Origin of the sequence: Megasphaera sp. AM44-1BH (assembly GCF_003467125.1) — a bacterium.
Lineage (GTDB): Bacteria > Bacillota > Negativicutes > Veillonellales > Megasphaeraceae > Megasphaera.
This window is the reverse complement of the sequence record NZ_QSFA01000025.1, coordinates 1-26267: the sequence shown is the minus strand read 5'-3', so window position 1 is coordinate 26267 and position 26267 is coordinate 1. Positions and strand designations below refer to the sequence as shown.

Below are 26267 nucleotides of genomic sequence, written 5' to 3'. Positions count from 1 at the left end.
GCTATTGAAGCAGGTCTGCGCTTCGCTATCCGCGAAGGCGGCCGTACGGTAGGCGCCGGCGTTGTTTCCGAAATCGAAGGTTGATAAAACCAGCATTTCCTATAGGAAAAATAAAAAAAGCATCTGCAACAGTTGTTGCAGATGCTTTTTTTATTGCACAAGAGACAAATTATCTGCTATAATAAAAGTGTAATCTTATATAATATAATAATATTGATAGATTGTAAACCTTTTTTATAATTATTTTACAACTATAAGAATTATAGGGGACAGAATATACGTGCTGGAGGTGTGAAAATGGATACATGTGACCGATTCCTGGGATGTATGCTGGGCGGCGCGACAGGTGATGCCCTGGGGTATATCATCGAATTTGACGATTGGTATACAATCCGGAAAAAGTTTGGTCCTTATGGGTTGCGGACAATACTGCGTCTGGATGCAAATGGAAGAAAAGGCATCATCTCGGATGATACACAAATGTCTCTTTTCACTGCTGACGGGCTTCTTTGGGCGGCTCATGATGCATTACCGCCGGAAGAAGGCCTGTACCGCTCGTATATGCGCTGGTATTATACACAGACGAAACAAGTCGTTCAGCCGGATCAATCTGCCTGGATGACGAGACAGGCCCATGAAAAGGAATGGGATTACGATATGATGGGAGAAGAAGACTTATATGCCCGCCGGGCACCGGGTAAAACCTGTCTGTCAGCACTGGCCGGAAGCGGTCGGTCCGACAGCCTCTTTGCTGATAATGACAGTAAAGGCTGCGGTTCCATTATGCGTGCAGCTCCTGTAGGGTTGTTTTATGCCGGTGATCCGGAAAAGGCATTTGACGTGGGATGTCAGTCCGGGCGGCTGACTCATGGCAATCCTACAGGATATTTGGCAGCAGGAATGCTCAGTGCGTCCGTATCCCTTCTCAGTCAGGGAAACGAACTGGCAGATACGCTGCCGGAAGTCATGCGGATATTACAAAAACATGAACATTACGAAGGAGTAAAACGAGCGGTTATACGAGCTATTGATGAAGCGGTAACCGACAGGGAAGCCTGGCGGGCTATGAAGCGGATTGGAAAAGGCTGGGTTGCGGAAGAAACATATGCTCTTGCTATTTACTGCCTGCTGAAAACGGGCACGCTGAAAGATGCCGTCATTATGGCTTGTAATCAGGATGGTGATAGTGACTCATGCGGAGCGGTCTGTGGCAATATGGCTGGTGCCATGTACGGCGCCGATGCTGTGCCGCGCAGCTGGTCCCACAAACTAGAATGCAGCAGTCTCGTCACCAGTCTGGCGCAGAGCCTTTTCAAAGTCCATGAGGACGGAAAAGAGAAAAGGAATTGAAATTCGCTAAAATAATTCAAAAATAACATAATTTCTGTCTCGTTAACCATTTGACGATATTGACATTTGTGTTATGATAGTAATAAGTGCCCATGCCTGTAGGATATTACTGAACGATGTGAAATTAGCTGCCTGCTGAGTGGGCATTCCCGGCTGGGTAAAAAGAATTTGAGGCGAATGAGAATATGATACAGACGCAGGTACATACTACTGCAAGTACAGTTAAGACAACAAGACATCCATACAAGACACGTGAAGGCGGAGCGACTATTACCATTTTTGTTCCGTACAACTGCCGCAATCATTGTCCCTTCTGCATCAACAAAGAAGAATATTCCCATCCAGAAGGCTTTTCGGCAGAAAAGATATGCAAGAGCATTGAAATGATGAATCAGATTACCCCGTATTGTGATTATGTTTTTACCGGTGGCGAACCGTTTGCAAATCTGGATTCTCTACAGATGATGCTCGATAAGATTCCGGAAACGCACAAAGTGTATATCAATACGACGCTGCCGGTTTTTGAATTCCAGACGGAAGATGACATCGTTAATTTTACAAAACACAATAAGAATAAGATTACATGCATCAACGTATCCCGGCATATGCAGCATTACGTCGTAGAATCCAATGATTCCCTGCTGGGCCGGCTGGCGGTTCCGTTCCGCATCAATTGTGTACTATACAAAAATTATCCGGCGCAGGAACTGGTACCGTATCTGGAACGGTTCCACAAAATCCCCGGTGCTTCTGTGCAGTTCCGTTTTGATTACACGGCGACGACTCCCGAAAATCTGTACGATGAAAAGGATGACCGCATTCTCCATGATTTAAAACAAATTGCCACATATACCGGCCTTGATGGCTGCCGTATGCGTTGCGGGTTCCATTTTGATTATAAAGGAATGGAACTGACATATCATAAGACACTGCCATACAGCACGATTGTGGAAAAAGATTCCAAAACAGGGATCACCTATGATATTTTGTATGATATCCTGATTAAGCAGAATGGGGATGTCCATTCTGACTGGGACGGAACCCTCATGGATGTGGATGCGTACCGTCAGGTCGTATATGAGCCATATGACCTGAAATGGCTGCAGCGCTGCCGTCCTTCCCATTTATCTTTTGTCAAAACTGCTTGTGCCGCAATTTGAGGAAGACCCGTTGTTATCTGAACGATAGCACCGGGCTTTTTTTTCTCTACTAGGATTCGCATACCGGATATGATAGAATATTCTATATGTATATTTGCAGTGAACACGGGAGAGGAGAGATAGTTGTGGCAGTAACCGTCGTATTTGGAAAGGCTGGCAGCGGCAAGACCGCCCGATGCCTGGAAGAGATCAGAAACTGGTCGGCAGCTGGCGGAAAAGCTATTCTGCTCGTACCCGACCAGGCGACGTATAGCATGGAAAGACGGTTTGCAGCCGCTATGCCGGGCCATGGATTCATGGGAACACAGATTTTTGGATTTTCCCGGCTGGCGTTCCAGGTCTTTCAGGAACGGAATAAGGAACATGCCTCTTTATCTGAACTGAGCCGCAATATGATACTGCAGCGTCTCCTGCGGCAGTACGGCAGTTCCCTGACCGTCCTTCAGACGGCGGCATCGCAGCCGAACTTTGTGACGACCATGGGGCAGTTCCTCATGGAATGCCGCTCGTTCCGGATTACACCGGATATGCTCCGGAACGCGGCAGGACAGATGAATCATCTGACGTTATCGCATAAATTGGAAGACATTGCTTCGTTATATGAACACTATCTGAATTTTCTGGACAGTCATTTTGGCAATGCCGATGACACGATGACGCTGCTGGCGAAGGAACTTCCCGGGTACACATTCATTCAGGGAGCCCGTGTCTGGGTAGATGGTTTCCAGTGGTTTACGCCGCAGCAACTGCAGATTTTGCTGGCTGCTGAAAAGGCGGCCGATTCCCTGACGGTGACGCTGACGATGGATGCCGGACATGTTTCACGGCAGGCACGGAATACGGCACTGTATCACCGGCCCTGGGAGGTATATCAGAGTCTGCTCCGTATTTTTCCCCATCTGGAAACAGAAAACCTGCCGGACCCGCCGTGTCAGGGAATACAGCGGTTTACCCAGCATTTCTTTCAACCTGTTCCGGATATGCAGGATACGCCGGTAAAGGAATTGATCGTCTCAGAATGTACCAGCCGTACAGCTGAAATGGATGCCATTGCCAGACGTATCGTCCGCCTCGTGCAATATGGATACCGGTACCGGGATTTCCTGATACTTACCCGGACGAGCAATATGTATGATGCTATGGGAGAACGGATATGCAGGGCCTATGGTATACCGTGCTTTACCGATTACCGCCGTCCCATGGCGTCCCACCCGGCGGCAGAGGCTGTTGCCGCGTTTCTGGCGCTGCTGAGGTCCCGCTGGTCGCATGAGACGGTGTTCCGCCTTCTCAAGACGGATCTGTTTCCCCTGGACCGGCATGAAGTGGATATACTGGAAAATTACTGCCTGGCCAGCGGCATCAGCAGCCGGCAGTGGCTGGGCAGCCGGGAATGGACCTATTATCCTCAAAGATATATGAACGACGATACGAGGCAGAATCCGGAAATACAGGAACGACTGAAGCAGATCAATGCTGTACGGCAGCGGGTTCAGCAATATATACTGCCGTTCTGGCAGCAGGCGCAGGGAGAAAAAAATCTGCGTGACTGGTGCACTCTGTTATATACATTCCTCCAGTCGATTCATGTCCCCGATACGCTGCGGCGCTGGAAGGAAGACGATGAATCGGCTGGTCGTACGACAGAAAGTAAAGAGCATGAACAGGTATGGAAAAAAATGCTGGCATTCATGGAAGAAATGTCAGCCTTGTGCGGAGATGACGTGGTCAGTCTGGAAGAATTTTCCCAGATGGTGGAAGATGGCATGCAGACCATGACCTTCAGCATTATCCCGCCGACACTGGACCACGTAACGATTACGTCTGTCGAACGGGGCTATACCAGCAGCGGGCGCATTGTCTTTCTGTGTGGCATCAATGATGGCATTTTTCCCCAGCACAGCGGCGACGAGGGCCTCCTGAGTGATACAGAACGGCAAAGCCTGACAGAAGCTGGCGTGACACTGGGACCGGGAAGCCGGTTCCGGTCTCTGCAGGAAAAATTCCTGTTTTATCTGGCTGCCAGCCGGGCCAGGGAACGGCTGTACATCAGCTATGCGCTGGCTGACGAGCAGGGCGAGGCACTGACGCCGTCTTTGTGGATCCAGCAGCTGCTGGATAAGAAATATATTTCCCGTCTGCGCAAGGAAAGCGGGGAAGCGTCCCCATCGTCGGCTGTGGAATATATTGTTTCCATGCCAGAAGCGTTGAAGTATCTGCCTGTCATGCTCCGCCCGGCTGTAGAAAACGAACCGGTAGATTCCGTCTGGTGGTCTTTATACGACTGGGCCATGCTCCATGGATGGAAACAGGAAGCCGTACAGGCTGTGCTGGGCTTGTTTTATCATAACCGGCCGGAGCGGCTTCCGTATGAAACGGTGCGCCGTCTCTATGCTCCGGAAGGGCGGATCGTCGGTTCCGTTACCCGCTTTGAAAGTTACCGTCAATGCCCGTTTGCGTATTTTTCACAATATGGGCTGGGACTTGCCGAACGGCCGATGCAGCATTTTTCAGCACCGGACCTGGGTATGCTCGTTCATGAGGCATTGCGCCGTATAGGAGAAAAACTGCTGGCAGAAGGACGGCAGTGGCAGCATCTGCAGGATGAGGAAATAGGACCACTGTGTACGTCTATTGTAGAGGAACTGTCGCCGCAGATACAGAATGACATTCTCATGTCCAATGCGTATTTTATCCAGATCCGGGGAAGGCTGATCCAGGTCCTCATCCGGACGGTGCACCGGCTGTGTGATTTCAATCAGACATCGGATTTTCATACGGCTGCTGTAGAAAAGGGATTCGGCCAGGGGAAAAATGCCTGGAAAGCCCTGCAGTTTACATTGGAAAATGGACTGGAAGTTATCGTGACCGGACAGATTGACCGCATTGATACACTCCGCGCAGACGATACGGATTTTGTCGTTATCATCGATTATAAATCGGGCAATACGGTACTGGATCTGCAAAAGATTTATATGGGACTGGAACTGCAGCTCCTGACGTATATGGATGTGGCCTTAAAAAATATAGGTCCTCAGTCAGCTCCGGCCGCGGTGCTGTATTGTTATGTACGCAGCCGGAAGCTTTCGGAAAACCGGCTCCTCAGTCGGGAAGAAAAAGTTCAGTTGTACAATAAAGAAAATAAACTGAAAGGATTTTATCTGGACAGTCCCGATATTGTGCGGTATCTGGATAGGTCTATGGAAACAGCTTCCTCGTTTCTCAATGTGCGGCTGAATAAGGGCGGGAATCTGAGTACGGCCGGATATAATGTATTTCCCTATTCCTGGTGGCAGAAGGTACTGACCGTGGCCGAAAAAAGAATCCATGCTATTGCCGAACAGATGGGCAGTGGTGATATCTCTATCCATCCCGTACTGTTCGGGGCGCAGAGCCATTGCCAGTATTGCCCGTATCACGCATTCTGTGCGTTTGATCCTCATACGCAGGATAATAGCTACGATGCGGCCGGGAAATTGAAAAAAAGTGATATTGTAGTCCGCATCAGCCAGGAAGGAGATGATACGCATGGCATGGACTCATGAACAGCAGGAAGCCATCGACAGCCGGGGCCAGACACTGTTGTTGTCGGCGGCTGCCGGAAGCGGTAAGACGGCTGTGCTCGTTGAACGTATCATACGCCGGCTTCTGGACCGGACAGATCCGGTGGACATAACGGAAATGCTGGTCGTTACCTTTACAAAGGCGGCTGCTGCTGAAATGCGGGAGCGGATTGCGGCGGCACTGGCCGGAAAACTGACCGAAGAAGACTCGGCAATGGCAGAACGGCAGCTGGCGCTGATGCCATCTGCCCACATCTCTACCCTTCACTCCTTCTGTCAGGCCGTTATCCGGCGGTATTTTTATAAAATAGATGTCGATCCCCGGTTTACGATTGCAGGAACCGAGGAATTGACCCTGTTGCAGCATCAGGTGCTGGAAGATGTCTTTCTGTCGTACTATGAAGATGCTGACAAAGCACAAATCCTGTATCCACTGGCTGAAATGTTTGGTGATGAACACGGAGACGACATCCTGATGGAAGAAATCATCCGTATATACCGGTTTTCCCGCAGTCTGCCATGGCCCGATGACTGGCTGGACCAGGCTGCGGCTGATTATGCTGTAAAGGATAATGCCAGACTGGACGATCTGCCATGGTGCCAGCCCATCAAAAAGCAGGTCCGCCTGCGGATCAGAAGTATACTGGGCCGGCTGCAGCAGATCCTGCCGGGGCTTGCGGCACGTCCGGCATTGGAAAAAGGCCACCAGCAGATCCGGAACGAATATGACATGCTGCAGCAGATACAGGGTAAAAGCTCCTGGGAAGACCTGCGTCAGGCTGTGCTGGCTGTTAATTACGCACGTCTTGCCAGTCTGCGTAAGCTGGATGAAGAGGATAAAGCCTTCTGGGAACAATGCAAAAACGTACGCAAGTCATGCAAGGAACAGTTTACGGACATGAAAGATATGTGGTTTGTGCCATCGGAAAGGGAATGGCTGGATGGACTGCGAAGTATGAAACCGTATATTACAGGACTGGTGCAGCTGACAAAAGATTTTGCTGATGCGTACGGACAGGCAAAGAGAGAAAAAAGCTGGGTCGATTTCAACGACCTGGAACACTTCTGCCTGCACATACTCCTGGACCCGTCTTCGACGCCGGAACACATCGTTCGGTCCGATGCCGCAGAGGAATTGCGGCAGACATTCAAGGAAATCCTCATGGATGAATATCAGGATACGAATGGCGTTCAGGAAATGATTGCCCGGCTGATAGCCTGTCCGGACAACCGGTTTATGGTCGGCGATATCAAACAGAGCATATACCGGTTCCGTCTGGCCGATCCCACGTTGTTCCTGGAAAAATATCAGGCCTACAGCCGCGATGCACATGCAAAGCAGCGCTGTATCGATCTGGCCCGCAATTTCCGCAGTGACGGTCATATCCTGGAAGCTATCAATGAGGTATTCAGCCGTATCATGACGCCGGATACAGCCGGTATGCCCTATGGCGAACGGGAAAAGCTCTATGCCGGCCGCAAGCCTTGTACGGAAGACAACTGGCTTGGCGGTACCATAGAAGTTCAGATTCTCGACACAGCAGGAAAGGCAGAAACGGATACAGAAAACGACACGGGAAGAGAATCATCTTCCGATGAACCGTCTGACGACGGAGATACTGAACGCACGGCCTTTGAAAAAGAGTGCCAGATGGTGGCCCGCCGCCTTATAGATATTAAACAGTCCGGCCAGTACATCCAGCGTAAGGATAGTTCCATGGAACCTGTTTCCTGGCGCCATATGGTAGTGCTGCTCCGCTCCCTGAAAAATAAAGCACAGATCATGGCACGGACGTTCCAGGAAGCCGGCATACCCGTCTATGCCGATGAAAGCGGTGGATATTTTGCGGCCATAGAAGTACAGGTTATGCTGGCACTGCTGCGCTGCATCGATAATCCGGAGCAGGATCTTCCCATGGCGGCAGTCCTCCGGTCTCCTTTGGTCGGACTGGAAGAAGATGCCCTGGCTGATCTGCGTCTGACCGGGGATGGGACACTATGGCAGAACCTGCCTGTATATGTCCAGTCCCTGCCAGACGATGAGGCAGCTCCCCTGCAGGATTTTATGCGGCATCTGGAACAGTGGCGGACGTTCAGCCGCCGTGCCAGTGTGGCTGAGTTGCTGCAGCAGCTGTATCTGGATACGGGATATATTCATTTTGTCGGAGGCATGCCGGGCGGTGCTGTGCGGCAGGCCAATCTCCAGGCACTGTATGAACGGGCCCGCCAGTACGAAGAAGCAGGATACCGCGGCCTGTTCCGTTACCTGCAGCTCATTGACAAGATGCAGGAAGATCAGCTCGATCTGGCCCCTGCCAAAGTCCTGGGCGAGGGAGAAGATGTCGTACGGATCCTTTCCATTCATAAAAGCAAGGGGCTGGAATTTCCCATTGTCGTCGTCGCCGATATGGGAAAACAATTTAACGAGACGGACCTTTCCCGGGACATACTGCTTCACAAGTCCCTGGGAATCGGTCTGCGGCAATTCGATACGGAATGGCGCATTTCCTATCCGGATTTTATCTGGAGCGGCCTGCGGGAACAACTGGCCTGGGAAGGCCGGGCAGAGGAACAGCGCGTACTCTACGTAGCGATGACCCGGGCGCGGGATAAATTGATCCTGACAGGTACGGTTAAAGATATAGGAAAGGCCTGGGCGCGCTGGCAGAAAGAGGATAATCCGGCAGAAAGCCGTTCCTATCTCGACTGGCTCATGCCTCTTTTTGCAGGACAGGACCAGTGGGAACAGACCGGCGGAAAGGCTCTGGCCGGTCTCGACAGTGATGAAACCCATGGCTTCTGGCATCTCGCCCTGTATCACCAGGTACCGCCTCTTATTGAAGTGGTGACGGATATATCCTGCGATTCACCGTTGCAGCAGCTACGCCGCGGTGAGCTGACGGGAACGGATATCCCAGGCTGGATGGAACGGGCCTTGTCATGGCACTATCCCTGGCCCAAAGCGGTGGAAACAGCGGCCAAGTATTCCGTTTCGGAAATCAAAAGACAGTATCAGCTCCTGCATCAGGATGAACTGGAGGCAGAACGGGAACTGGCTGCACCAGGGTCGGCTGTGGAAGACGATGAAGATGTGTTCAGCCGGCTTCCTGCCTGGCTGGATAAAAAAGAGGAAGAAGAAACAGGCGCCCGGCATGGTACGCTGGTTCACAAAATCATGCAGTATCTGAATGTGAAATCCGGCATGGAACGGAAGGATATAGAAGAGCAGCTCCGGTCCTGGCAGACTCAGGGATTATTTACGCCAGAAGAAGTATCATCGGCCTATCTGCCGCCCATCCTTGCGTTCTGCCATTCCCCTCTCAGCCGGCGTATGGCGGCGTCAGAACGCATACTCCGGGAATATCCGTTCAGCATCCTCCTTCCGGCAGGCGGACTCCTGCCGGATGCAGAAGAAGGAGAAGAAATACTGGTACAGGGCGTTATTGACTGTTTATTCCAGGAACATGATGGATGGGTGCTGATTGATTATAAGACAGACCGTCTCGATGATGCCGGCGCATTTATCAGGCGTTACGGCGTACAGCTTTCCCTCTACAGGCAGGCTGTAGAAAGAATCGGCGGGCATCCGGTCCGGGAAGCCTATATATATAGTTTCCGCCTGGGAAAGGCGATTCGTGTAGAATAGGAGCATATCATGAGTGTATTTGATATTGTAGGGCCTGTCATGATTGGCCCTTCCAGCTCGCATACGGCAGGTGCCGCGCGTATCGGGCTTATGGCAAGAAATATATTAAAGGATGAACCGGAGAAGGCACTGATTACCGTATACGGTTCATTTGCCAAGACCTATAAAGGACATGGGACGGATAAGGCCCTGGTTGCGGGCCTGCTGGGATTTTCGGCGGATGATACCCGGCTCCGGGATTCCTTTTCCATAGCGGCTGAAAAAGGGCTGGAAATCACCTTGCAGCGGTCTGATGAAGAAGTGGATCATCCGAATACGGTCCGCATTGCCATGACGGGCAAAAATGGCAATCAGGCAGAAATACTCGGTGTTTCACTGGGAGGCGGTAAAATAGAAATCCGTGAGATTAATGGATTTGAAGTATCCCTCAACGGGGAAGAACATACGCTCATAACACTGCACCGGGATCAGCCGGGGATTATTGCCCAGGCGACGACCATCATGGCCATCGGGCATATCAATGTTTCGACGATGAAGGTGTTCCGCAGCGGCAAACATGCCAACGCGGTCATGATTGTCTGCACAGACAGCCCGGTACCGGCGGAAATGGTCAGCCTTATCGGTAATATTTCAGCTATTGAGAGCGTCATTACGCTGGCACCGTTATAGGAGGTACAGGAGAAATGTACGAATACGAATATAAAACGCTGGAAGAACTATCCCATAGGGCGGTTCAGCATGATATACGGATAGCGGAAGTCGTTATCCGCCATGAAATGGAAACCTCCGAACAGACGGAAACGGCGGTGCGGCAGTGCATGGCTTCCCGCCTGGAAGTGTTTCGTGAATCCATAGAAGCCGGCCTTTCCGATACGGGAACGTCGGTAAGCGGACTGGTCGGCGGCGATGCCGATAAACTGGCTCATAGCAGCGGCCGGCTGCTGGGCAGTCTGGCACGCAAAGCAGAAATGTATGCGCTGGCTGTCAGTGAAGCGAATGCCAAGATGTTTAAAATCGTGGCCTGTCCGACGGCAGGTTCCTGCGGTATCGTGCCGGCTGTACTCACTGCTGTCAGCGAAGAACTGGGAACGAGTCCGCAGGAAAATGTAGAAGCCCTTTTTACGGCTGCCGGAATCGGTGCGGTCGTGGCCCGCAATGCCTCAGTTGCCGGGGCCGTCGGCGGCTGCCAGGCTGAATGCGGGACGGCTGCTGCCATGGCTGCTGCTGCCGCGGCCCAGCTGGCAGGCGGCTCTGATGATGCCGTCCTGCAGGCCATGGCACTATGCATGAAAAACACACTGGGGCTGGCCTGTGATCCTGTAGCCGGTCTGGTAGAAGTGCCCTGCGTCAAGCGGAATGCCTGTCTGGCTGTCATGGCTGTCGGCGCTGCTGAGATGGCCCTGGCTGGTATCCGCAGCGTCATTCCGCCTGATGAAGTCATCAGTGCCATGGCTGAAATCGGCCGTATGATGCCTGTTGCCCTCAAGGAAACATCCGATGGCGGCCTGGCCAGGACGGGAACGGGAAAAGCCGTTGCCCGGCGGCTGGAAAAGGAAATGAAAGAAAGTTGATGCCGGGATACGACGAAAAAGGGCTTGCCGATGACGACAAGCCCTTTTACTATGCTGGTTTTTGTAAATACGGTATTTATTTTTCAGCCATAGCCGGACGGATTACAGGTCCGCTTTGTTTGCTGTATACGGTGACATTATTCCTGGCAAAGGCCGGCTGGCCTTCAAGGCGGCGATAAATCGCACGGCATAACCCCGTCGAAACAGGCGCCGCTTTCGGCTGGCGTGAGAATGCGAGAATCAGATCGGATTCAAACTGGCTTAATTCGACGCATTTTATTTTCATCTGGTAATCATCCCTTTAAGTGTAAATTTACATACGCTGACTCGGAACAGTCAATTAATATTATATATATATTCTACTATAAAGACCTGGCTTTGACAAGAATGGATACGGCTAGTAAAATAAAAGACACGTCATAATGTGCAGGAAGGAGAAACGTATGGGCTGGCAATTGGAAAAAGCAATAAATGAACGACTGGCAAAGGAGACCGGATATGTTGTGCATCCGTTCGGCAGTCGTCATACAATGGCTGTCTGTTATCCTAATACCTATGAGACAGGTATGAGTAATCTGGGCATGCAGATTATTTACAGAGAGGTAAACAGCCGTGATGATTTTCAATGCGAACGGGCCTTCCTGCCAGACAAGAAACTGCAGAAACTCTATGAAAAAGAACATTCTCCCCTTCTGACACTGGAAAATAAGAGGCCGTTATGTGATTTTGAAATTCTGGGGTTTTCTGTCAATTTTGAAATGGATTATTTTAATATCCCGGATATTCTGGAAGCCGGTCACGTTCCGGTCCGTTCTGCAGACCGGACGGAAACGGATCCGCTGGTAGTTATGGGCGGCCCCGTCGCCTTCTTTAATCCGGAACCGCTGGCCTTGTTCATGGATGTCTGCCTTATCGGTGAAGGAGAAGAGCTGATTCACGCTTTTCTCGACGCCTGGATCCAGGCAAAAGCTGACGGTGTGGACCGGCAGGAACTGCTGCGCCGGCTGGCCCGGGTTGAAGGCGTATATGTCCCATCCCTCTATCATCACGTGTATGATGATACGGGCAGATTGCTGCGTATTGATGCCGAACCGGGTATCCCGGACCATGTACGCCGGCAGTGGCATGAACTGACCCGGCCCGGGGAAACGGTCATTGCAACGCCGGATACGGAATTTGGAGCCATGTATCTCATTGAAATTGCCCGGGGATGCGGCCGTCACTGCCGGTTCTGCATGGCAGGATATTGTTACCGCCGTCCCCGCGTGCGCCCGCTGGAATATGTTAAAGCTGCCGTTCTGCGGGGAAAGAAGCTGGGGAAAAAGATAGGACTCATGGGGGCGGCCATTTCCGATTATCCCTACATCGATGAACTGGTTACATTTATACGGCAGCAGGGGCTGGCTTTTTCCTGCGCGTCCCTGCGGGCCGATTCCATTACCCCGGTGATTGTCAAAGGCATTGCAGAAAGCGGACAGAAGACGATTACCCTGGCGCCGGAAGCCGGCAGCGAGCATATGCGCAACATTATCAATAAAGGGATTACCGAAGAGCATCTTCTACACTCCATTGATTTGTGTACGGCTGCCGGCATCCGTAAGGTGCGCATGTATATCATGATCGGCCTTCCTATGGAAACGGATGACGATATACAGGGAATCGTGGATATGACGCGGCGGGTACGGGAACATATGGACCGTATTGGCAATAAGAGCAGCATTACTCTGAGCATCAATCCTTTTATTCCCAAACCGATGACGCCATTTCAGTGGATGGCCATGACGGAACAGAAAGTCGTAGAACAGAGGCTGGCGTATATAAAAAAAGAAGTGGGTCACATACGGCAGACCGAAGTGCTGGCTGAACCGCTGCGGCAGTGTTATATCCAGGGTGTTCTTTCCCGGGGAGACCGCCGCGTCGGGGAACTGCTCCTGAAAGCCAATTCCTATGGAGGCGTCCGGGGATGGAAACGGGCAGCCCGGGAAACGGGATTCGATGTGAAAAAGTTTTTATATACGCCACGGCAGACCGATGAACTCCTTCCCTGGAGCGTGCTCGACAATGGCCTGGTCCCGGACTATCTGACCCGGGAATTGAAGAAAGCCGAAAAAGGAGAGTTTACCATACCGTGCTTTGAAGGATGCCGGCGGTGTCATGTATGTGGAGGTGCTCATGGGAACACGGTGGATTAACCATAATGACGGGATTGCCTGGGAAGAAAGTGATTTGTTACATTGTGCCGGCCTGTGCCATGGCGTTACGGGCCGTACCGGCGGGGTCAGCCCGGCTCCGTATCATTCACTCAATCTGGCACTGCATGTAGGTGATTCGGTGTCCTGCGTTCTGGAAAACCGGCGTCGTCTCTGCGCTCATCTGGGCTGCCGCCTGGATGTGCTGACTACGCCGCAGCAGACCCACGAAGATCACGTAGTCGCCGTCGGAGCCAGTGAGACCGGAAGGGGAGCCGGCAGTTATCATGATGCCCTTCCCCATACGGATGCGCTCATGACCAGCCGGCCGGGCGTACTACTCTTCATATGCATCGCCGACTGTGTGCCGGTCATCCTGTATGATCCGGTACAGAAAGCCTGTGCTGTCGTTCATGACGGCTGGCGTGGCACGGCTGCCCGGCTGGCTGCCAAAACGATATTTGCTATGCAGACCGTATATGGATCACAGCCCCGTGATATACGCGCTTTTATCGGGCCATCCATTTCCCGGGAGCATTTCGAAGTCAGTGAAGCGACGGCAGATATCTTCCGCCGTATGGGGCCATCCTATGCCCGGTGTGTCTATGAAACAGATGATACGGTCCGTGTCGATTTATGGCAGGCAAACCAGCAGTTATTGCTGGACGCGGGACTGCTGGCACAGCATATTGATACGACAACGCACTGTGCGTACCAGTACGAACGTGATTTTTATTCATACCGCCGCGATGGCGGTCATACGGGAAGGATGGCAGCATTTGCCATGATTCCCGTAAAGTGACGATTGGAGCAGAATTTTTCCAAAAATACTAGCATTTATAAGGCTTAGTATATATAATAGAGTAAGTGCCAAGTTTTTTATAGGTACCACGGAGGGATCTTATTTGATAAAGGAAAACATAGAGGCTATAGAAAAACGCATGGCTGATGCGGCAGCCCGCGCTGGCCGGAGTGATACAGTCACCCTGATTGCCGTCACGAAAAACCATCCTGTAGAATGTATGAAAGAAGCTGCTGCCGACGGCATTGTAAACGTCGGTGAAAACCGCGTACAGGAAGCAATGGAAAAGATAAAAGAATTTCCGGAAAATCATCTTGTCTGGCATTTGATCGGCCATCTTCAGACCAATAAAGCCAAACAGGCAGTGGCTCATTTTGACCTGATTCATTCCATCGATTCGGAGCATCTTCTGAAAGCCGTTGATAAAGAAGCTGGCAAGATAGGCAAGGTACAGGATATTCTCCTGCAGGTCAATGTCGCCCGGGAAGAAAGCAAATTCGGCATGGAAGTGGAAGACTTCCCGCGCATCAGCGCACTGGCAAAAGAACTGCCCCATGTCCGGGTCTGCGGTCTCATGTGTATGGCACCGAATTTTGATAATGTGGAAGATACGCGCCCGATTTTCCGAATCGCCCACGCTTTATATGAAGATATGAAACCTCAGTTTCCAGAAGGTCAAGTCCGTTACTTGTCTATGGGCATGACTCATGATTTTGAAATAGCCATTGAAGAAGGGGCAAATATGGTACGCGTTGGTACTGCCATATTTGGACCGCGCCAATACTAAGGAGGATATAAAACCATGGGATTGAAAAAATTTTGGAATAATGTAGTAGGCAAGGTCAGCGGTGTAGATGAAGACGATATCTATGAAACGGACGAAGACTTTGAAGATGATGACGACGAAATAGAAGACGCACCGCGTCAGAACCAGCGTCCTGTGGCAGCAGCCCGCCGCCCGGCTCTCGGAGCCGCACAGGTAGACCGCCCGCTCAAAATGATGATCGTAGAACCGGAAAGCTTTGACGATTCCCAGAGTATAGCTGATTTCCTCCGGGACCGCAAACCGGTAGTCATCAATTTCGAAAGCACGGAACCGGATATTTCCAAACGGGTTGTCGATTTTGTCAGCGGCGCAACCTATGCGCTGGATGGCAATATCCAGAAAGTAGGCAAAGATATTTTCCTTTGCGTACCCAGCAATGTAACGGTAGACCGGAGCAAACACGACTACGGTGATTTTACGGCACAGCTGGCCTGGAAAAACGGCGAAGGCAATAAACAGCAGTAAGACAGATGAGGCGTTTTTGTGAAAAACAGAGATAGAATTATACGGTATTATAAAGGAACGGATAATGGCGAACTGGCTGCCCGCCTGATCGACCTGGCCGACAGTACGGCCAAGGGTCGTCCATATGCCGTCAGTGAGTTCGTATCACCCGGTGCCGTTCAGATAGGAGAAACAATACAGGCATCTGCCCCCGGTCTGGTCCTGAAAACCTTTGGTGGATATCAGGGTGCAGAACGGGTGCGCCTTGCTTTTGTCAAGGAAAGTTATGACGGTCCTGTCGATTTTGGTATCGCTGCCTGCCATGTGAGCTGGGATGCCCGTTACCGCCTTCTCAGTCATCGCGATGTACTGGGCTCGCTCATGGGGCTGGGCATTGACCGCAGCCGGTTTGGCGACATCATCATGGAGGAAACAGGAGCCGTCATCCTGGCCGATGCGCCCCTCCTTCCGTATCTGAAGCAGAATTTCCTGAAGATTGCCATGGTACATGTCACGGTAGAAGATATGGCCCTGTCGGATATTGCGCCCAAACAGGAAAAAGTGAAAGAAATCAAGACGACTGTGGCGTCTCTGCGCCTGGATGCCGTCGCTTCCTCCGGATTCGGTATTTCCCGTACCAAGGCGGCAGAAGCCATCAAGGGCGAACGGGTACAGGTCAACTGGCAGCCGGCCAAAGGGCCGAGCCAGGAAGTACAGGAAGGCGATGTCATTTCTCTCAGGGGAAAAGGGCGGATGGAACTGGCCCAGATTACGGGTACTTCACGCAAAGGGCGTACAGGTGTTTTATTGAGACGATACATGTGAGAAATTTTGGAGGAATATACCCATGCTTACACCAATGGATATTCATAACAAAGAGTTTAAACGGGGCTTCCGCGGTTATAGTGAAGAAGATGTCGATGCTTTTATGGACAATATTGCCGATGACTACGAAAAAGTATACCGGGAATATTGTGAAATAAAAGAAAAATGTGAAAAACTGCAGGACAAGCTGTCCCAGTACGAAAAAATGGAATCTACCATGAACAGTACGCTCATGCTGGCCCAGCAGACGGCAGAAAATGTCAAAGTGTCTGCCCGCAAAGAAGCGGACCTCATCCTGCAGGAAGCAGAAAATAAAAAGAAAAAAATGCTTGATGAAACGACATTGAGTATGCAGACGACACAGCAGAATATGGAAAAAATGAAAACCCAGGTCAGTGCTTTCCGGGCAAAATGCAGGGCGCTGCTTACCAGCCAGATGCGTCTGCTCGATGACATGGTCATCGATGAAGAATCGGCAGTCAGTGATGGAAATGTCCCGGCAGAACAGCCGGAAGCTGACGCTAAAACGACGAAATAACAGATTGCACAGATATATGCTCTCTTCCCGGTGCGGCTTATGGCTTGCCGGATAGAGAGCGTATTTGTTTATGACGCGGTAATACAGAAAAGGAGCTGCTGTTATGAAACGACTAGGACTCATACTGCTGACACTGGCTGTACTGGCCTGTGGTACAGCCTCTGCGTACAATCCGTATGCACCGAATCCATTCGATGCCATCGAACAGGACAGCTGGGAATACAAGTATATTCTGGATCTGACAAAAGCAGGTCTCACCGGTGCAGACATGGCAAAGTTTTCTCCTTCCTATGCCCTGACCCGTGTGGAAATGCGGGATATGCTGGTCACAGCACTCAAAAACCGCAGCCGGGCGACGGCAGCCCAGCAGAAAGAAATGGACCGCCTGGCTTCTGAGTATGCCGATGATCTGAACTATGCCAGAGATGGCGAAACAGTGAAAACAGGTACGGAAGCACCGGCCGGCATTCCGTTTGATTGGAAACAGGGGGACAAAACGACATGATACAAAAACCAGAATATCCGATAAAAATGATAGCTATCGACCTGGACGATACACTTATCCGGGACGACACAACCGTATCTGACTATACGAAAGATACCATACGCCGGGCACAACAAAAGGGAATCCACATCATGATAGCTACCGGCCGCATGTATGCGACGGCCAGTCCCTATGGCCGCATGCTCGGCCTGGGAGATATTCCCATGATGCTCTTTGGCGGAGGCCTGATCCAGACGCTGGAATCGAAAAAAATACTCTACAGCCATCCTATTCCGAAGGAAGATGCAGCACAGCTGCTCGCTCTGGCGAAAGAAAAAGGATGGATGATGCAGTCGTATATCGATGACGTACTGCGCGTCGCCGAATATAACCACTGGGTTGCCGATTATGAACGGATTACTCATTCCCATGCTGTGGTGTGCGGTGACGATTTCTATACTCCCTGTGGTGCGCCGGATAAATTATTATCCTGCGATGAACACGACGTACTGCTGCAGCGGGCCCGGGAAATCGAAGAGGCCATGCCGGGCAAGTTCGACATTATGTGTTCCAAGCCGACGTTTCTTGAAATTACGCCCAAAGGTATTTCCAAAGGTGTCTGCCTGCAGCGGCTTTGTGATATTTATGGCATTTCCTTGCAGAATGTCATGAGCTTTGGCAACGGCATGAATGACTTGTCCATGCTGAAGGCGGCCGGTTTTGGCGTGGCCGTGGCCAATGCTGTACCCGAAGTCAGAGAACAGGTACCATACGTTACGGCATCCAATAATGAAGATGGTGTAGCGAAAGCGATTGAAAAATTCATCTTATAAGGAGGGACCACGATGGATCAATTTCACCTGATCATTGTCACCGGCATGTCTGGTGCAGGTAAGAGCCAGGCTGTCAAAGTACTGGAAGATATTGGCTACTTCTGTATAGACAATCTGCCACCCGTACTGATTCCCAAATTTGCCGAGCTCTGCGTAAAAGGCGGTGAACGGGTGCGTCATGTGGCCCTCATTGCCGATATCCGCGGGGGACAGTTCTTTGATGCCATGAGCCAGGCCCTTCAGGAACTGCGCAAGCAGGGCGTTTCGTATGAAATCGTCTTTATGGAAGCGTCGGATAAAGTCCTCATAAACCGCTACAAAGAAACGCGGCGCGTCCATCCACTGGCGCTCCACGGACGTATCAGCCAGGGAATTGCGGAAGAACGGAAACGGCTGGCTGCTCTCCGGGAAAAGGCCGACTTCATTATTGATACGAGCTCTCTCAAGACAAGCCAGCTGCGTGACATCCTGCGCAAGCGCTATGCACTGAATACAGGTCGCAAGGGGCTGACGGTTACGGTCGTTTCCTTTGGCTTCAAACATGGTATGCCGATTGATGCGGATATTGTCGATGATGTACGCTTCCTGCCCAACCCGTACTATGTCGAGGAATACCGCCATAAATCGGGACGTGTGCCGGCAGTCCGGGATTATGTCCAGAGCTTTCAGGTCACCCAGACCTTTAAAGAGAAATGGTTTGATATGATTGATTTCCTTCTTCCCAATTACGAACGGGAAGGGAAAAGCCAGCTGGTCATTGCCGTAGGGTGTACCGGCGGGATGCACCGCAGTGTCTGCATGGCGGAAGAAATGTACCGTCATCTCAAAGAAACGGGTATCGATGTATCGATTGAGCACCGGGATCTGGCTAAAAATGATGTGGAAGAAGATGCCCCCGGTTATGAAGGGGAAGACGCGTAAGGAGGGTGCAGAACATGCGCTTTTTTAAATGGCTTCATCCAGGATTGCACATCAAGCGATGGCTGTTCCTGTTTGGCCTGGGCATGATGTGTACCAGCTTTGGTATTGTCCTTACCTTTAATTACCAGTGGATCGGACAGGTGGAAGAATGGACGTTCCGTCTGCTCTACGAAGCGACGGGCCATTATAATTATACCGTCCTCGCTTCTCTTGGTATCGTCATTCTCCTGGCAGGCATCCTGATCATGGGGTGGTCTACCCGGCGACTGATCCGTACCATGCTGGGCGTTATCATGCCGAATGAATCAGAAAATCTCAGTGAGCTCATCTTATCCAATATGAAATTGTCCAAGGGCCCCAAAGTCGTCGTCATCGGCGGAGGCACAGGCCTTTCGGTCATGCTCCGGGGATTGAAGACGAAAACGTATAATCTGACGGCTGTCGTCACGGTTGCCGACGATGGCGGATCGTCCGGGCGGATCCGGCAGGACCTGGATATCATAGCACCGGGGGACCTGCGTAACTGTCTGGTCGCCCTGGCTGATAAAGAAGGTCTGATGGAAAAACTGTTTGCCCACCGCTTCGGAGGATCGGGAAATCTGTCCGGCCATAGCTTTGGCAACCTGTTCATTGCCGCATTGATTGAAGTCCTGGGAGACGTTGAGGGCGCTATGGACGCGACGAGCAAGGTCCTGAAAGTCCGCGGGAAAGTCATTCCTTCTTCGGCAGATAAAATCCTGCTCAATGCAGAACTGTCGGACGGTACCATTGTACAGGGCGAATCGCAGATTCCCCGGGCCCATGGCAAAATTAAACGGGTCTTTACGACACCGGAACATCCCCGTGCCGTACAGTCTGCCGTCGATGCAATCCGCGATGCCGATGCTATCGTTCTGGGACCGGGCAGCCTCTACACGAGCATTATGCCTAATTTATGCATCCCAGATATTGCAGCTGCCGTACGAGAAAGCAAGGCAAAAAAAATCTATATCTGCAATGTCATGACACAGCCGGGAGAAACGGACGGTTACAGCGTGGCCGATCATGTCAAGGCTATCGAACGGCAGGCCGGAGCGCCGGTCATCGATTTTGTCATGGCCAATAATGGTGATGTAGATCCGGCGATTTTACAGAAGTATGCTGCTGCCGGCCAGTATCCCGTGCAGATCGATAAAAAAGAAATACATAAGACCGGTGCGACACTGATTCAGGCTGATCTGGTCAACAAAGAAACAGGCGCTACCCATGATACGAACAAACTGGCAAATGTCCTTTTTGATTTGATCAATGCACTGCGGACCGACTTGTCCCCGGAATTGCTGCATTATTATTTGAAGAGATATAATCTGAAACATCCCAGGAGGTGAGCTGTGTGTCGTTTGCTGAAGAAGTAAAGAACGAGACCGCTCATATTCCGGTGGAAGACGCCGCCTGTCGCACTGCGGAACTGGCGGCGTTGCTATGCATGGGTGGTTCATTCCTGATGGGGGCAGATGGGCATACCGGGCTGGAGTTCAGCACATCTAATAATGCTGTGGCCAGAAAGGCCCTGTCTATGTGGCGTCAGTCCTTTGATATACGGCCAGAGGTGCTTGTCAGACGCGGACTCAGGCTGCGCAAGAAAAACTATTATATCCTCCGGGTTCCACCGACGGCGGAAAGTACGACAGCCCTGCGTTTCCTTACGCTGCTCCCGGCGGAGGAAGCCTTTCAGGGACTGGAACTGCGCCGCGATGACTGCCGCCGGTCTTTTTTGCGCGGTGCTTTCATGGGAGGCGGATCAGTCAATCAGCCCCAGGGGGACTATCATCTGGAACTGGTGACGGGACATAAAGAATTCGCCCGGCTCCTGCTGAAACTGATGCATCATTTCCATCTGTCTGCTAAGATGACAGACCGTAAAGGGGACTACCTGGTTTATGTAAAAGAAGGAAACGGCGTGTCTTCCTTTTTACAGCAGATAGGAGCCGTGCAAGCGTATCTGAAATTTGAAAGTGTGCGCGTCGTCAAAGATATGCGCAATAATGTAAACCGCGTGGTCAATTGCGAAACGGCCAACCTCCAGAAGACGGTCAACGCCGCTGTACGGCAGACTGCAGATATTGAACGCATACGCGATTCCGGCCGGTATCATCTCCTGAGTCCACGGCTTCAGGAAGCGGCCGAACTGCGTCTGGCCCATCCGGAAGCCACGATGGGGGAAATTGCTGCACTGTCAGGTATTACGAAATCGGGATTATCCCACCGGTTTAAAAAAATCGCGACCATAGCAAAAGAAATAGAAGGTATAGAACATCATGAAATTACGAAGACTCAGTAAATGCCTGATTGCAGGCTTTTTATGTATGCTGCCCCTGATGTCGCTGGAAGCAGCGGGGACAGAGTACGGGGCGGACAATCCTGAAGTCATGGGTAAAATTGTACGCAGCCGGATGCTGCCCATAGCTATGACGGCACCTCATGACACGGGGACCCTGCTATTTTCAGACAGTCCGGAATACGCCGATAAGGACGGCATTTTATATGTCGATAAAGTGAAAGGCAATACGCGGCTGTATTTTTACCATGTCAATCAGGCGAACTATCCCCGCAAGATAGTCGTCATGGCATACAACCCTTCGACTAGTGAGGTTTCGGCAGGTGTCAGCGGTGTCTATTATGCCAAACCCAGTACGTCGTATTACGACGTAGGCAAAGATTTGTCTACGCTGTATTATGAAGGAAATGCGACCTATAACCGCGTCAGCGTGCCACCATTGGGTTATGCCATACTCAGCGACCGCCTGAACCGTGTCATCGTAGCGCCGGATCAGCTCTTTTCCGGTATTGTCAATATGGATCTTCCAGAAGATATGTATGTTTCAGCAGTCATTATGCCGGCTGCGGCAGATCCCGTGACGTTTATGAAAAAACAGCAGTATCTGGCCAGCGATGCCGTTAAACTGCGGGGAACTTTTCCTGGAATGGACCGGTATCTCAAGAACCTGATTCCCTTTACGACAGAAGAAGGCATCGGCTATGTCCTCATTGCCGACGGGATACAGGACCGCTTTTTACGGGGATATGATGCCATCGACGACCGCCTTTCCGAAGACGTGGGCAATTATGGCCTCGATTACATCATACAGATTAAAACCAGGGGAACGGGGCTTCTCCACTACTATTTCAACACCCAGGGCGGAGAATATGCCGGCGTGGCTGAAATCAGTTATGCTGACGGAAAAGGTGGGACGACCAGCAAAATCGTGGAACTGCCCCGTAAGGGCCTGAGCATGGGCTTTGATAATGCCTATGCGATGGAATATCTCGATTCCGTGGCAGCCGGTACGACCGTCACGATACACCTCATGCCACCGGGAGCAGCCAATCTTCCTGTCCGGATTCTCATCGTGCCCGATGCATCGGTACAGCAGGCTGCTGACGCCGTTCATGAAGAAGAACAGCGGCGGCTGGAAGACGAAAAGCAGAAACAGCAGCAGGGAAGTATCGAAGATGACTGGGCCCGGATTGAAAAGAAACTGCATGCAGGCCGGACTGAGGAAAAGGCGGAGCCAGCGGGAAAGAAGACAAAACAGAAGGTAAAGAAAGAGAAAAAAACGAAAGCAAAAACGAAAGCAAAAACGAATAAAGCACCTGTCCAGGAAGACCGGGGGCAGGGAGCATAATGCATGAAAAAGAAGGAGCACGATGCAAAATTTTGCATCGTGCTCCTTCTTTCTACACAGAATAGTGGATTATAAGTCCTGATCTTTCGGTTCTTCGCCAAACCACTTCTTGTAAATCTTGGCATACGTACCGTCTTTTTTTATCTGGCTCAGTGCGTCATTGAATTGTTTCAGCAATTCCGGTTTATCCTTGCTGATAGCCATGGCTGTACCACGGGACAGGATCGGGTCACCGACAATTTTGGCTTTTTCGTTGCCACCGTGGGTCATATAATCCTGGGCGACGGCTTTATCGATAGAAATGGCATCGACCGTACCGGCTTCCAGTTCCATCCAGCCCTGGCTGTTGGTATCAAATTCTTTGATCGTTGCACCATGTTCTTTTGCATGGTCGCCGGCCTTGGAAGCAACCTGGGCGCCGACAGTCTTGCCGGTAATGGTGTCATAGCCGGTGATATCGGTATTGTCTTTGCGGACGACAATGGTATATCCGCCTTTGTAATAGACATCGGTAAAGGCTACCTGTTTCTTACGTTCCGGTGTAGCGTCCATGCCGGCAGCAATGACGTCTATCTGACCGCTCTTGAGAGCCGGGATAAGGGCATCGAAACCGATGTTTTTAATTTCCATCTTATAGCCCAGTTTATCACAGATTGCCTGGGTGAGGTCCATATCAAACCCGACCACTTTATCGTTTTCAACCGATTCAAATGGCGGGAATGTGGCTTCCGTACCGACAACGAGAGTTTTCTGTTCCTTGGCGGCATCTTTTTTGTCACCACTCTGGGAACCGCCACAGCCGGAAATCAGCGTGACAGCGGCCAGGGAGGCAGCGAGCATAGCTACATATTTTTTGTTCATCATGAGTCACTCCTTCAAACGGAATTACTTTTTCCCCATATATAATTCACTCAGATCAGACAGGATCCGGGTGTGAGGGCGGTTTGCAAACGCTGATGCCGGTGTGGCACCGGTAGTAACGGCAGCAAAATCGACACCGCTGTTCTGAGCCGTATCGGCATCGATGAGGCTGTCACCAATGTACAGGATATCCGACGGGGCAAGATGGAAATAGTCCTGTATGAGACGGATGCCATCGGGTGCCGGCTTGGCATGCTCAACATCTTCGATGCCGATGATACGGTCGATAAGAGGTTCCATCTGTTCCCGGCGGATGGTTTCCATGATACGGCTCCGCGTTTTGGTGGAAACGATGCAGCAGATGGCACCGGCTTCCTTCAGATGGGTAAGCGCCGGTCTGGTTTCAGGGAACAGATGGGTATTGGGCGTCATGTAAAAGTCTGAATACCGGACTTTATACAGCCGGATGAGACGGGCCAGCTTTCCTTTTTCTGTTTCTCCCGTAATAATCGACATGGCATCATACATGGTCTTGCCAATGGTGCTGCAGATGATGTCCCGGGAAACGGGAGGATACCCTTCGTCACGGAGCAGCATTTCAAAACACATGACGATGCCCTGCTCAGAGTTCACCAGAGTATAATCAAAATCAAATACGTATGCTTTATACATTATCATTCCTTATCATTCTTTGGGTTCTGTACCAAACCACTTTTTGTAGAGCTTGGCATAGGTGCCGTCTGCTTTCAGTTCATCAATGGCTTTGTTGACTTTTTCCAGCATTTCCGGCTTATCCTTGCTGACAGCCATGGCAATTCCATCAGGAGCCATCTGCGGTTCGCCAGCCAGTTTCAGGTCATTTTCGCCGCCGTGACTGAGGTAATACATGGCTACGGAGGTATTGATGATGACAGCATCACTGTTATTGCTGTTCAGTTCCATCCAGCACTGGTTATTAGCATCTACCTGCTTGATGACAGCACCAGCCTGTTGTCCCAGTTCTACGCCCTTTGTGCCGACCTGGGTGCAGACATTCTTGCCAGATAAATCCTGGAATCCATTGATAGTCGTATTGTCTTTGCGGACGACGACGGAATATCCGTCATGGAAATAGGGCTTCGTAAACGATACCTGTTTAGCCCGTTCCGGCGTGGCATCCATACCAGAGGCGATGAGGTCAATCTGCCCGCTCTTGAGGGCAGGAATCAGGGCGTCGAACCCCAGACTTTTGACTTCTGCTTTCATTCCCAGTTTGTCAGCGACAGCTTTGGCAAAGTCGATATCAAAGCCGACATACTGATCGTTTTCTGTAAATTCAAACGGTGGAAATGTCGGTTCCATACCGATGACCAGGGTGTCACTGGCTTTTTTGCTGCTGTCACCCTGGGAACCACCGCAGCCGGTCAGTACGGTCATAGCCGCTAATGAAACAGCGGCCAGTGTAATCCATTTTTTCTTCATGATTCAGTCTCCTTATTTAGATAGTGCAGTATAACGTATCCCAAAACGTTACCAAAAGATTACATTCATAATTATACATATTCGAAAAAAATAATACAAGACATTTGATTACATATCAACCTATAAGTTGTATAATATATAATAATAAAAAGAAAGTGGTGAACCGATATGACGAGTGATATGTTGAAACAGGCGATAGAGCAGGCGGCAGCGACGGTCCGGCAGACGAATCCGCTGACCCCTTCCATTACCAACACAGTGACCATTAATTTTGTAGCGAATGCCCAGCTGGCCGTGGGCGGTTCGGCGGCCATGGTGTATCTTCCCGACGAAGGGGAAGGTCTGGCGCGGATCTGCGATGCCATGTATATCAATGTAGGGACGTTATTTCCCATTTATGCAGAAACTCTGCCAAAGACGGCAAAAACACTTCATGAAGAACAGAAACCGTGGGTCCTCGATCCCGTTGCCATCGGGCTGGGGAAAATGCGGACGGATCTGCTGACTCAGTTTAAGGAATATAAGCCTTCCATCATCAGGGGAAATGCTTCAGAAATCATTGCGTTGGCTGGATTGTGGAATGTGTCCGGTGGTTCCGCTGTTTCCGACGTACGCGGCGTCGATTCGACAGATACGGTGCAGGCTGCAAAAGACGCGGCTATGGCACTGGCTTCCTGGACGGGAGGCGCTGTTGCCGTGTCTGGGAAAGAAGATTTGATTACCGATGGGAAACAAGTTGCCCTTTCCCGTGGAGGGTCGCCCATGATGCCCTGCATCACCGGGACGGGATGTTCCCTCGGCGGTGTCATGGCTGTCTATGCTGCTGCCGCTGATCCCTTTGTGGCAGCCGTCACCGGTGCTGCCGTATATAATCTGGCCGGCAGCCGGGCAGAACAATATGTAAAGGGAACGGGCTCATTCCAGACGGCATTTATCGATGAACTGTACACCGCCCGGCCGGCAGATATTGCGGCAAATCCCTTTACATTAGAGTAAAACAGGATAGTTCTGCCGCCCATACAAAAGACATGCCTGTCCCATGATGCGGTTTGCTGTCATGGGGTCAGGCAGTTTTTTTAGATTGTGTAAAAAATCCCCCTTGACAAGAGGGGCAGAGTGGGATATACTAAA

24 protein-coding genes are annotated in these 26267 nt (G+C 51.0%); 20 read left to right on the top strand and 4 right to left on the bottom strand.

What is annotated here, in order from left to right:
* The 7 genes from DW949_RS14005 to sdaAA form a co-directional block, all read left to right on the top strand.
* On the top strand, positions 1-84 hold an 84-nt coding region (locus DW949_RS14005), incomplete at its 5' end, for a hypothetical protein (RefSeq protein ID WP_147349063.1).
* Positions 85-297: 213 nt separating this feature from the next.
* Positions 298-1350 (top strand): ADP-ribosylglycohydrolase family protein, encoded by a 1053-nt coding sequence (locus DW949_RS12135; protein WP_118023476.1) that lies wholly within the window; start codon positions 298-300, stop codon positions 1348-1350.
* Between the two features lie 185 nt (positions 1351-1535).
* Positions 1536-2510, top strand: coding sequence for a 4Fe-4S cluster-binding domain-containing protein (locus DW949_RS12130; protein ID WP_118023475.1), 975 nt, complete (start codon positions 1536-1538; stop codon positions 2508-2510).
* A 125-nt stretch (positions 2511-2635) separates the two neighbouring features.
* Positions 2636-6052: a PD-(D/E)XK nuclease family protein gene (locus tag DW949_RS12125; protein WP_118023474.1), complete on the top strand. Its 3417-nt coding sequence runs from the start codon at positions 2636-2638 to the stop codon at positions 6050-6052.
* Complete coding sequence (gene addA / locus DW949_RS12120; protein WP_118023473.1) at positions 6036-9716, top strand: helicase-exonuclease AddAB subunit AddA; 3681 nt, start codon at positions 6036-6038, stop codon at positions 9714-9716. The genes DW949_RS12125 and addA overlap by 17 nt, the downstream gene beginning before the upstream one ends.
* A gap of 9 nt (positions 9717-9725) precedes the next feature.
* On the top strand, positions 9726-10385 hold the full coding sequence (sdaAB, locus tag DW949_RS12115) for an L-serine ammonia-lyase, iron-sulfur-dependent subunit beta (RefSeq protein WP_118023472.1): 660 nt from the start codon (positions 9726-9728) through the stop codon (positions 10383-10385).
* 14 nt (positions 10386-10399) lie between these two features.
* Positions 10400-11287, top strand: a complete 888-nt coding sequence (gene sdaAA / locus DW949_RS12110; protein ID WP_118023471.1) for an L-serine ammonia-lyase, iron-sulfur-dependent, subunit alpha — start codon at positions 10400-10402, stop codon at positions 11285-11287.
* Between the two features lie 76 nt (positions 11288-11363).
* On the opposite strand, the gene DW949_RS12105 is transcribed toward sdaAA, so the two are convergent.
* Positions 11364-11573 carry a hypothetical protein gene (locus DW949_RS12105; protein WP_118023470.1) on the bottom strand — a complete coding sequence of 70 codons (210 nt, stop codon included), beginning with the start codon at positions 11571-11573 and terminating at the stop codon, positions 11364-11366.
* A gap of 157 nt (positions 11574-11730) precedes the next feature.
* On the opposite strand from DW949_RS12105, the gene DW949_RS12100 reads away from it, so the two are divergent.
* The 12 genes from DW949_RS12100 (at position 11731) to DW949_RS12045 (ending at position 22814) form a co-directional block, all read left to right on the top strand.
* Complete coding sequence (locus tag DW949_RS12100) at positions 11731-13479, top strand: radical SAM protein (RefSeq protein ID WP_118023469.1); 1749 nt, start codon at positions 11731-11733, stop codon at positions 13477-13479.
* Positions 13460-14278, top strand: a complete 819-nt coding sequence (pgeF, locus tag DW949_RS12095; protein WP_118023468.1) for a peptidoglycan editing factor PgeF — start codon at positions 13460-13462, stop codon at positions 14276-14278. Before DW949_RS12100 ends, pgeF begins: the two co-directional genes overlap by 20 nt.
* Positions 14279-14381: 103 nt before the next feature.
* Positions 14382-15065, top strand: a complete 684-nt coding sequence (locus tag DW949_RS12090) for a YggS family pyridoxal phosphate-dependent enzyme (RefSeq protein ID WP_118023467.1) — start codon at positions 14382-14384, stop codon at positions 15063-15065.
* A 15-nt stretch (positions 15066-15080) separates the two neighbouring features.
* Complete coding sequence (locus DW949_RS12085) at positions 15081-15569, top strand: cell division protein SepF (RefSeq protein ID WP_118023466.1); 489 nt, start codon at positions 15081-15083, stop codon at positions 15567-15569.
* Between the two features lie 18 nt (positions 15570-15587).
* On the top strand, positions 15588-16373 hold the full coding sequence (locus DW949_RS12080) for an RNA-binding protein (RefSeq protein WP_118023465.1): 786 nt from the start codon (positions 15588-15590) through the stop codon (positions 16371-16373).
* Between the two features lie 22 nt (positions 16374-16395).
* On the top strand, positions 16396-16911 hold the full coding sequence (locus tag DW949_RS12075) for a DivIVA domain-containing protein (protein ID WP_199595911.1): 516 nt from the start codon (positions 16396-16398) through the stop codon (positions 16909-16911).
* Positions 16912-17014: 103 nt separating this feature from the next.
* Positions 17015-17416 (top strand): hypothetical protein, encoded by a 402-nt coding sequence (locus DW949_RS12070; RefSeq protein ID WP_118023464.1) that lies wholly within the window; start codon positions 17015-17017, stop codon positions 17414-17416.
* Positions 17413-18228, top strand: a complete 816-nt coding sequence (locus DW949_RS12065; RefSeq protein ID WP_118023463.1) for a Cof-type HAD-IIB family hydrolase — start codon at positions 17413-17415, stop codon at positions 18226-18228. The genes DW949_RS12070 and DW949_RS12065 overlap by 4 nt, the downstream gene beginning before the upstream one ends.
* Before the next feature lie 12 nt (positions 18229-18240).
* Complete coding sequence (rapZ, locus tag DW949_RS12060) at positions 18241-19149, top strand: RNase adapter RapZ (RefSeq protein ID WP_118023462.1); 909 nt, start codon at positions 18241-18243, stop codon at positions 19147-19149.
* Positions 19150-19163: 14 nt separating this feature from the next.
* Positions 19164-20516, top strand: coding sequence for a uridine diphosphate-N-acetylglucosamine-binding protein YvcK (yvcK, locus tag DW949_RS12055; RefSeq protein WP_118023461.1), 1353 nt, complete (start codon positions 19164-19166; stop codon positions 20514-20516).
* A gap of 5 nt (positions 20517-20521) precedes the next feature.
* A complete protein-coding gene (gene whiA / locus DW949_RS12050; RefSeq protein ID WP_118023460.1) occupies positions 20522-21469 on the top strand; it encodes a DNA-binding protein WhiA in 948 nt (315 codons plus the stop codon).
* Entirely contained in the window at positions 21447-22814 is a 1368-nt protein-coding gene (locus DW949_RS12045; RefSeq protein WP_118023459.1) for a hypothetical protein, read from the top strand. Before whiA ends, DW949_RS12045 begins: the two co-directional genes overlap by 23 nt.
* 69 nt (positions 22815-22883) lie before the next feature.
* Here DW949_RS12045 and DW949_RS12040 read toward each other — a convergent pair whose 3' ends face one another.
* Genes DW949_RS12040 through DW949_RS12030 form a run of 3 tightly spaced genes read right to left on the bottom strand, consistent with a single transcriptional unit; the run spans position 22884 to position 25136 of the window.
* Positions 22884-23678, bottom strand: coding sequence for a basic amino acid ABC transporter substrate-binding protein (locus DW949_RS12040; RefSeq protein WP_118023458.1), 795 nt, complete (start codon positions 23676-23678; stop codon positions 22884-22886).
* 21 nt (positions 23679-23699) lie between these two features.
* Complete coding sequence (locus DW949_RS12035; protein WP_233539593.1) at positions 23700-24353, bottom strand: HAD family hydrolase; 654 nt, start codon at positions 24351-24353, stop codon at positions 23700-23702.
* 6 nt (positions 24354-24359) lie between these two features.
* Positions 24360-25136 (bottom strand): basic amino acid ABC transporter substrate-binding protein, encoded by a 777-nt coding sequence (locus tag DW949_RS12030; RefSeq protein WP_199595909.1) that lies wholly within the window; start codon positions 25134-25136, stop codon positions 24360-24362.
* Positions 25137-25304: 168 nt separating this feature from the next.
* Here DW949_RS12030 and thiM point away from each other — a divergent pair, with 168 nt between their 5' ends.
* Complete coding sequence (gene thiM, locus DW949_RS12025; RefSeq protein WP_118023455.1) at positions 25305-26132, top strand: hydroxyethylthiazole kinase; 828 nt, start codon at positions 25305-25307, stop codon at positions 26130-26132.
* Positions 26133-26267: the final 135 nt, after the last annotated feature.

Bases quoted from the DNA above. Each gene is read 5' to 3' on its own strand.
- DW949_RS12135 (WP_118023476.1), top strand. From the start codon at position 298: ATGGATACATGTGACCGATTCCTGGGATGTATGCTGGGCGGCGCGACA.
- DW949_RS12130 (WP_118023475.1), top strand. From the start codon at position 1,536: ATGATACAGACGCAGGTACATACTACTGCAAGTACAGTTAAGACAACA.
- addA (WP_118023473.1), top strand. From the start codon at position 6,036: ATGGCATGGACTCATGAACAGCAGGAAGCCATCGACAGCCGGGGCCAG.
- sdaAB (WP_118023472.1), top strand. From the start codon at position 9,726: ATGAGTGTATTTGATATTGTAGGGCCTGTCATGATTGGCCCTTCCAGC.
- sdaAA (WP_118023471.1), top strand. From the start codon at position 10,400: ATGTACGAATACGAATATAAAACGCTGGAAGAACTATCCCATAGGGCG.
- DW949_RS12105 (WP_118023470.1), bottom strand. From the start codon at position 11,573: ATGAAAATAAAATGCGTCGAATTAAGCCAGTTTGAATCCGATCTGATT.
- DW949_RS12100 (WP_118023469.1), top strand. From the start codon at position 11,731: ATGGGCTGGCAATTGGAAAAAGCAATAAATGAACGACTGGCAAAGGAG.
- pgeF (WP_118023468.1), top strand. From the start codon at position 13,460: ATGGGAACACGGTGGATTAACCATAATGACGGGATTGCCTGGGAAGAA.
- DW949_RS12085 (WP_118023466.1), top strand. From the start codon at position 15,081: ATGGGATTGAAAAAATTTTGGAATAATGTAGTAGGCAAGGTCAGCGGT.
- DW949_RS12075 (WP_199595911.1), top strand. From the start codon at position 16,396: ATGCTTACACCAATGGATATTCATAACAAAGAGTTTAAACGGGGCTTC.
- DW949_RS12070 (WP_118023464.1), top strand. From the start codon at position 17,015: ATGAAACGACTAGGACTCATACTGCTGACACTGGCTGTACTGGCCTGT.
- DW949_RS12065 (WP_118023463.1), top strand. From the start codon at position 17,413: ATGATACAAAAACCAGAATATCCGATAAAAATGATAGCTATCGACCTG.
- rapZ (WP_118023462.1), top strand. From the start codon at position 18,241: ATGGATCAATTTCACCTGATCATTGTCACCGGCATGTCTGGTGCAGGT.
- yvcK (WP_118023461.1), top strand. From the start codon at position 19,164: ATGCGCTTTTTTAAATGGCTTCATCCAGGATTGCACATCAAGCGATGG.
- DW949_RS12045 (WP_118023459.1), top strand. From the start codon at position 21,447: ATGAAATTACGAAGACTCAGTAAATGCCTGATTGCAGGCTTTTTATGT.
- DW949_RS12040 (WP_118023458.1), bottom strand. From the start codon at position 23,678: ATGATGAACAAAAAATATGTAGCTATGCTCGCTGCCTCCCTGGCCGCT.
- DW949_RS12035 (WP_233539593.1), bottom strand. From the start codon at position 24,353: ATGATAATGTATAAAGCATACGTATTTGATTTTGATTATACTCTGGTG.
- DW949_RS12030 (WP_199595909.1), bottom strand. From the start codon at position 25,136: ATGAAGAAAAAATGGATTACACTGGCCGCTGTTTCATTAGCGGCTATG.
- thiM (WP_118023455.1), top strand. From the start codon at position 25,305: ATGACGAGTGATATGTTGAAACAGGCGATAGAGCAGGCGGCAGCGACG.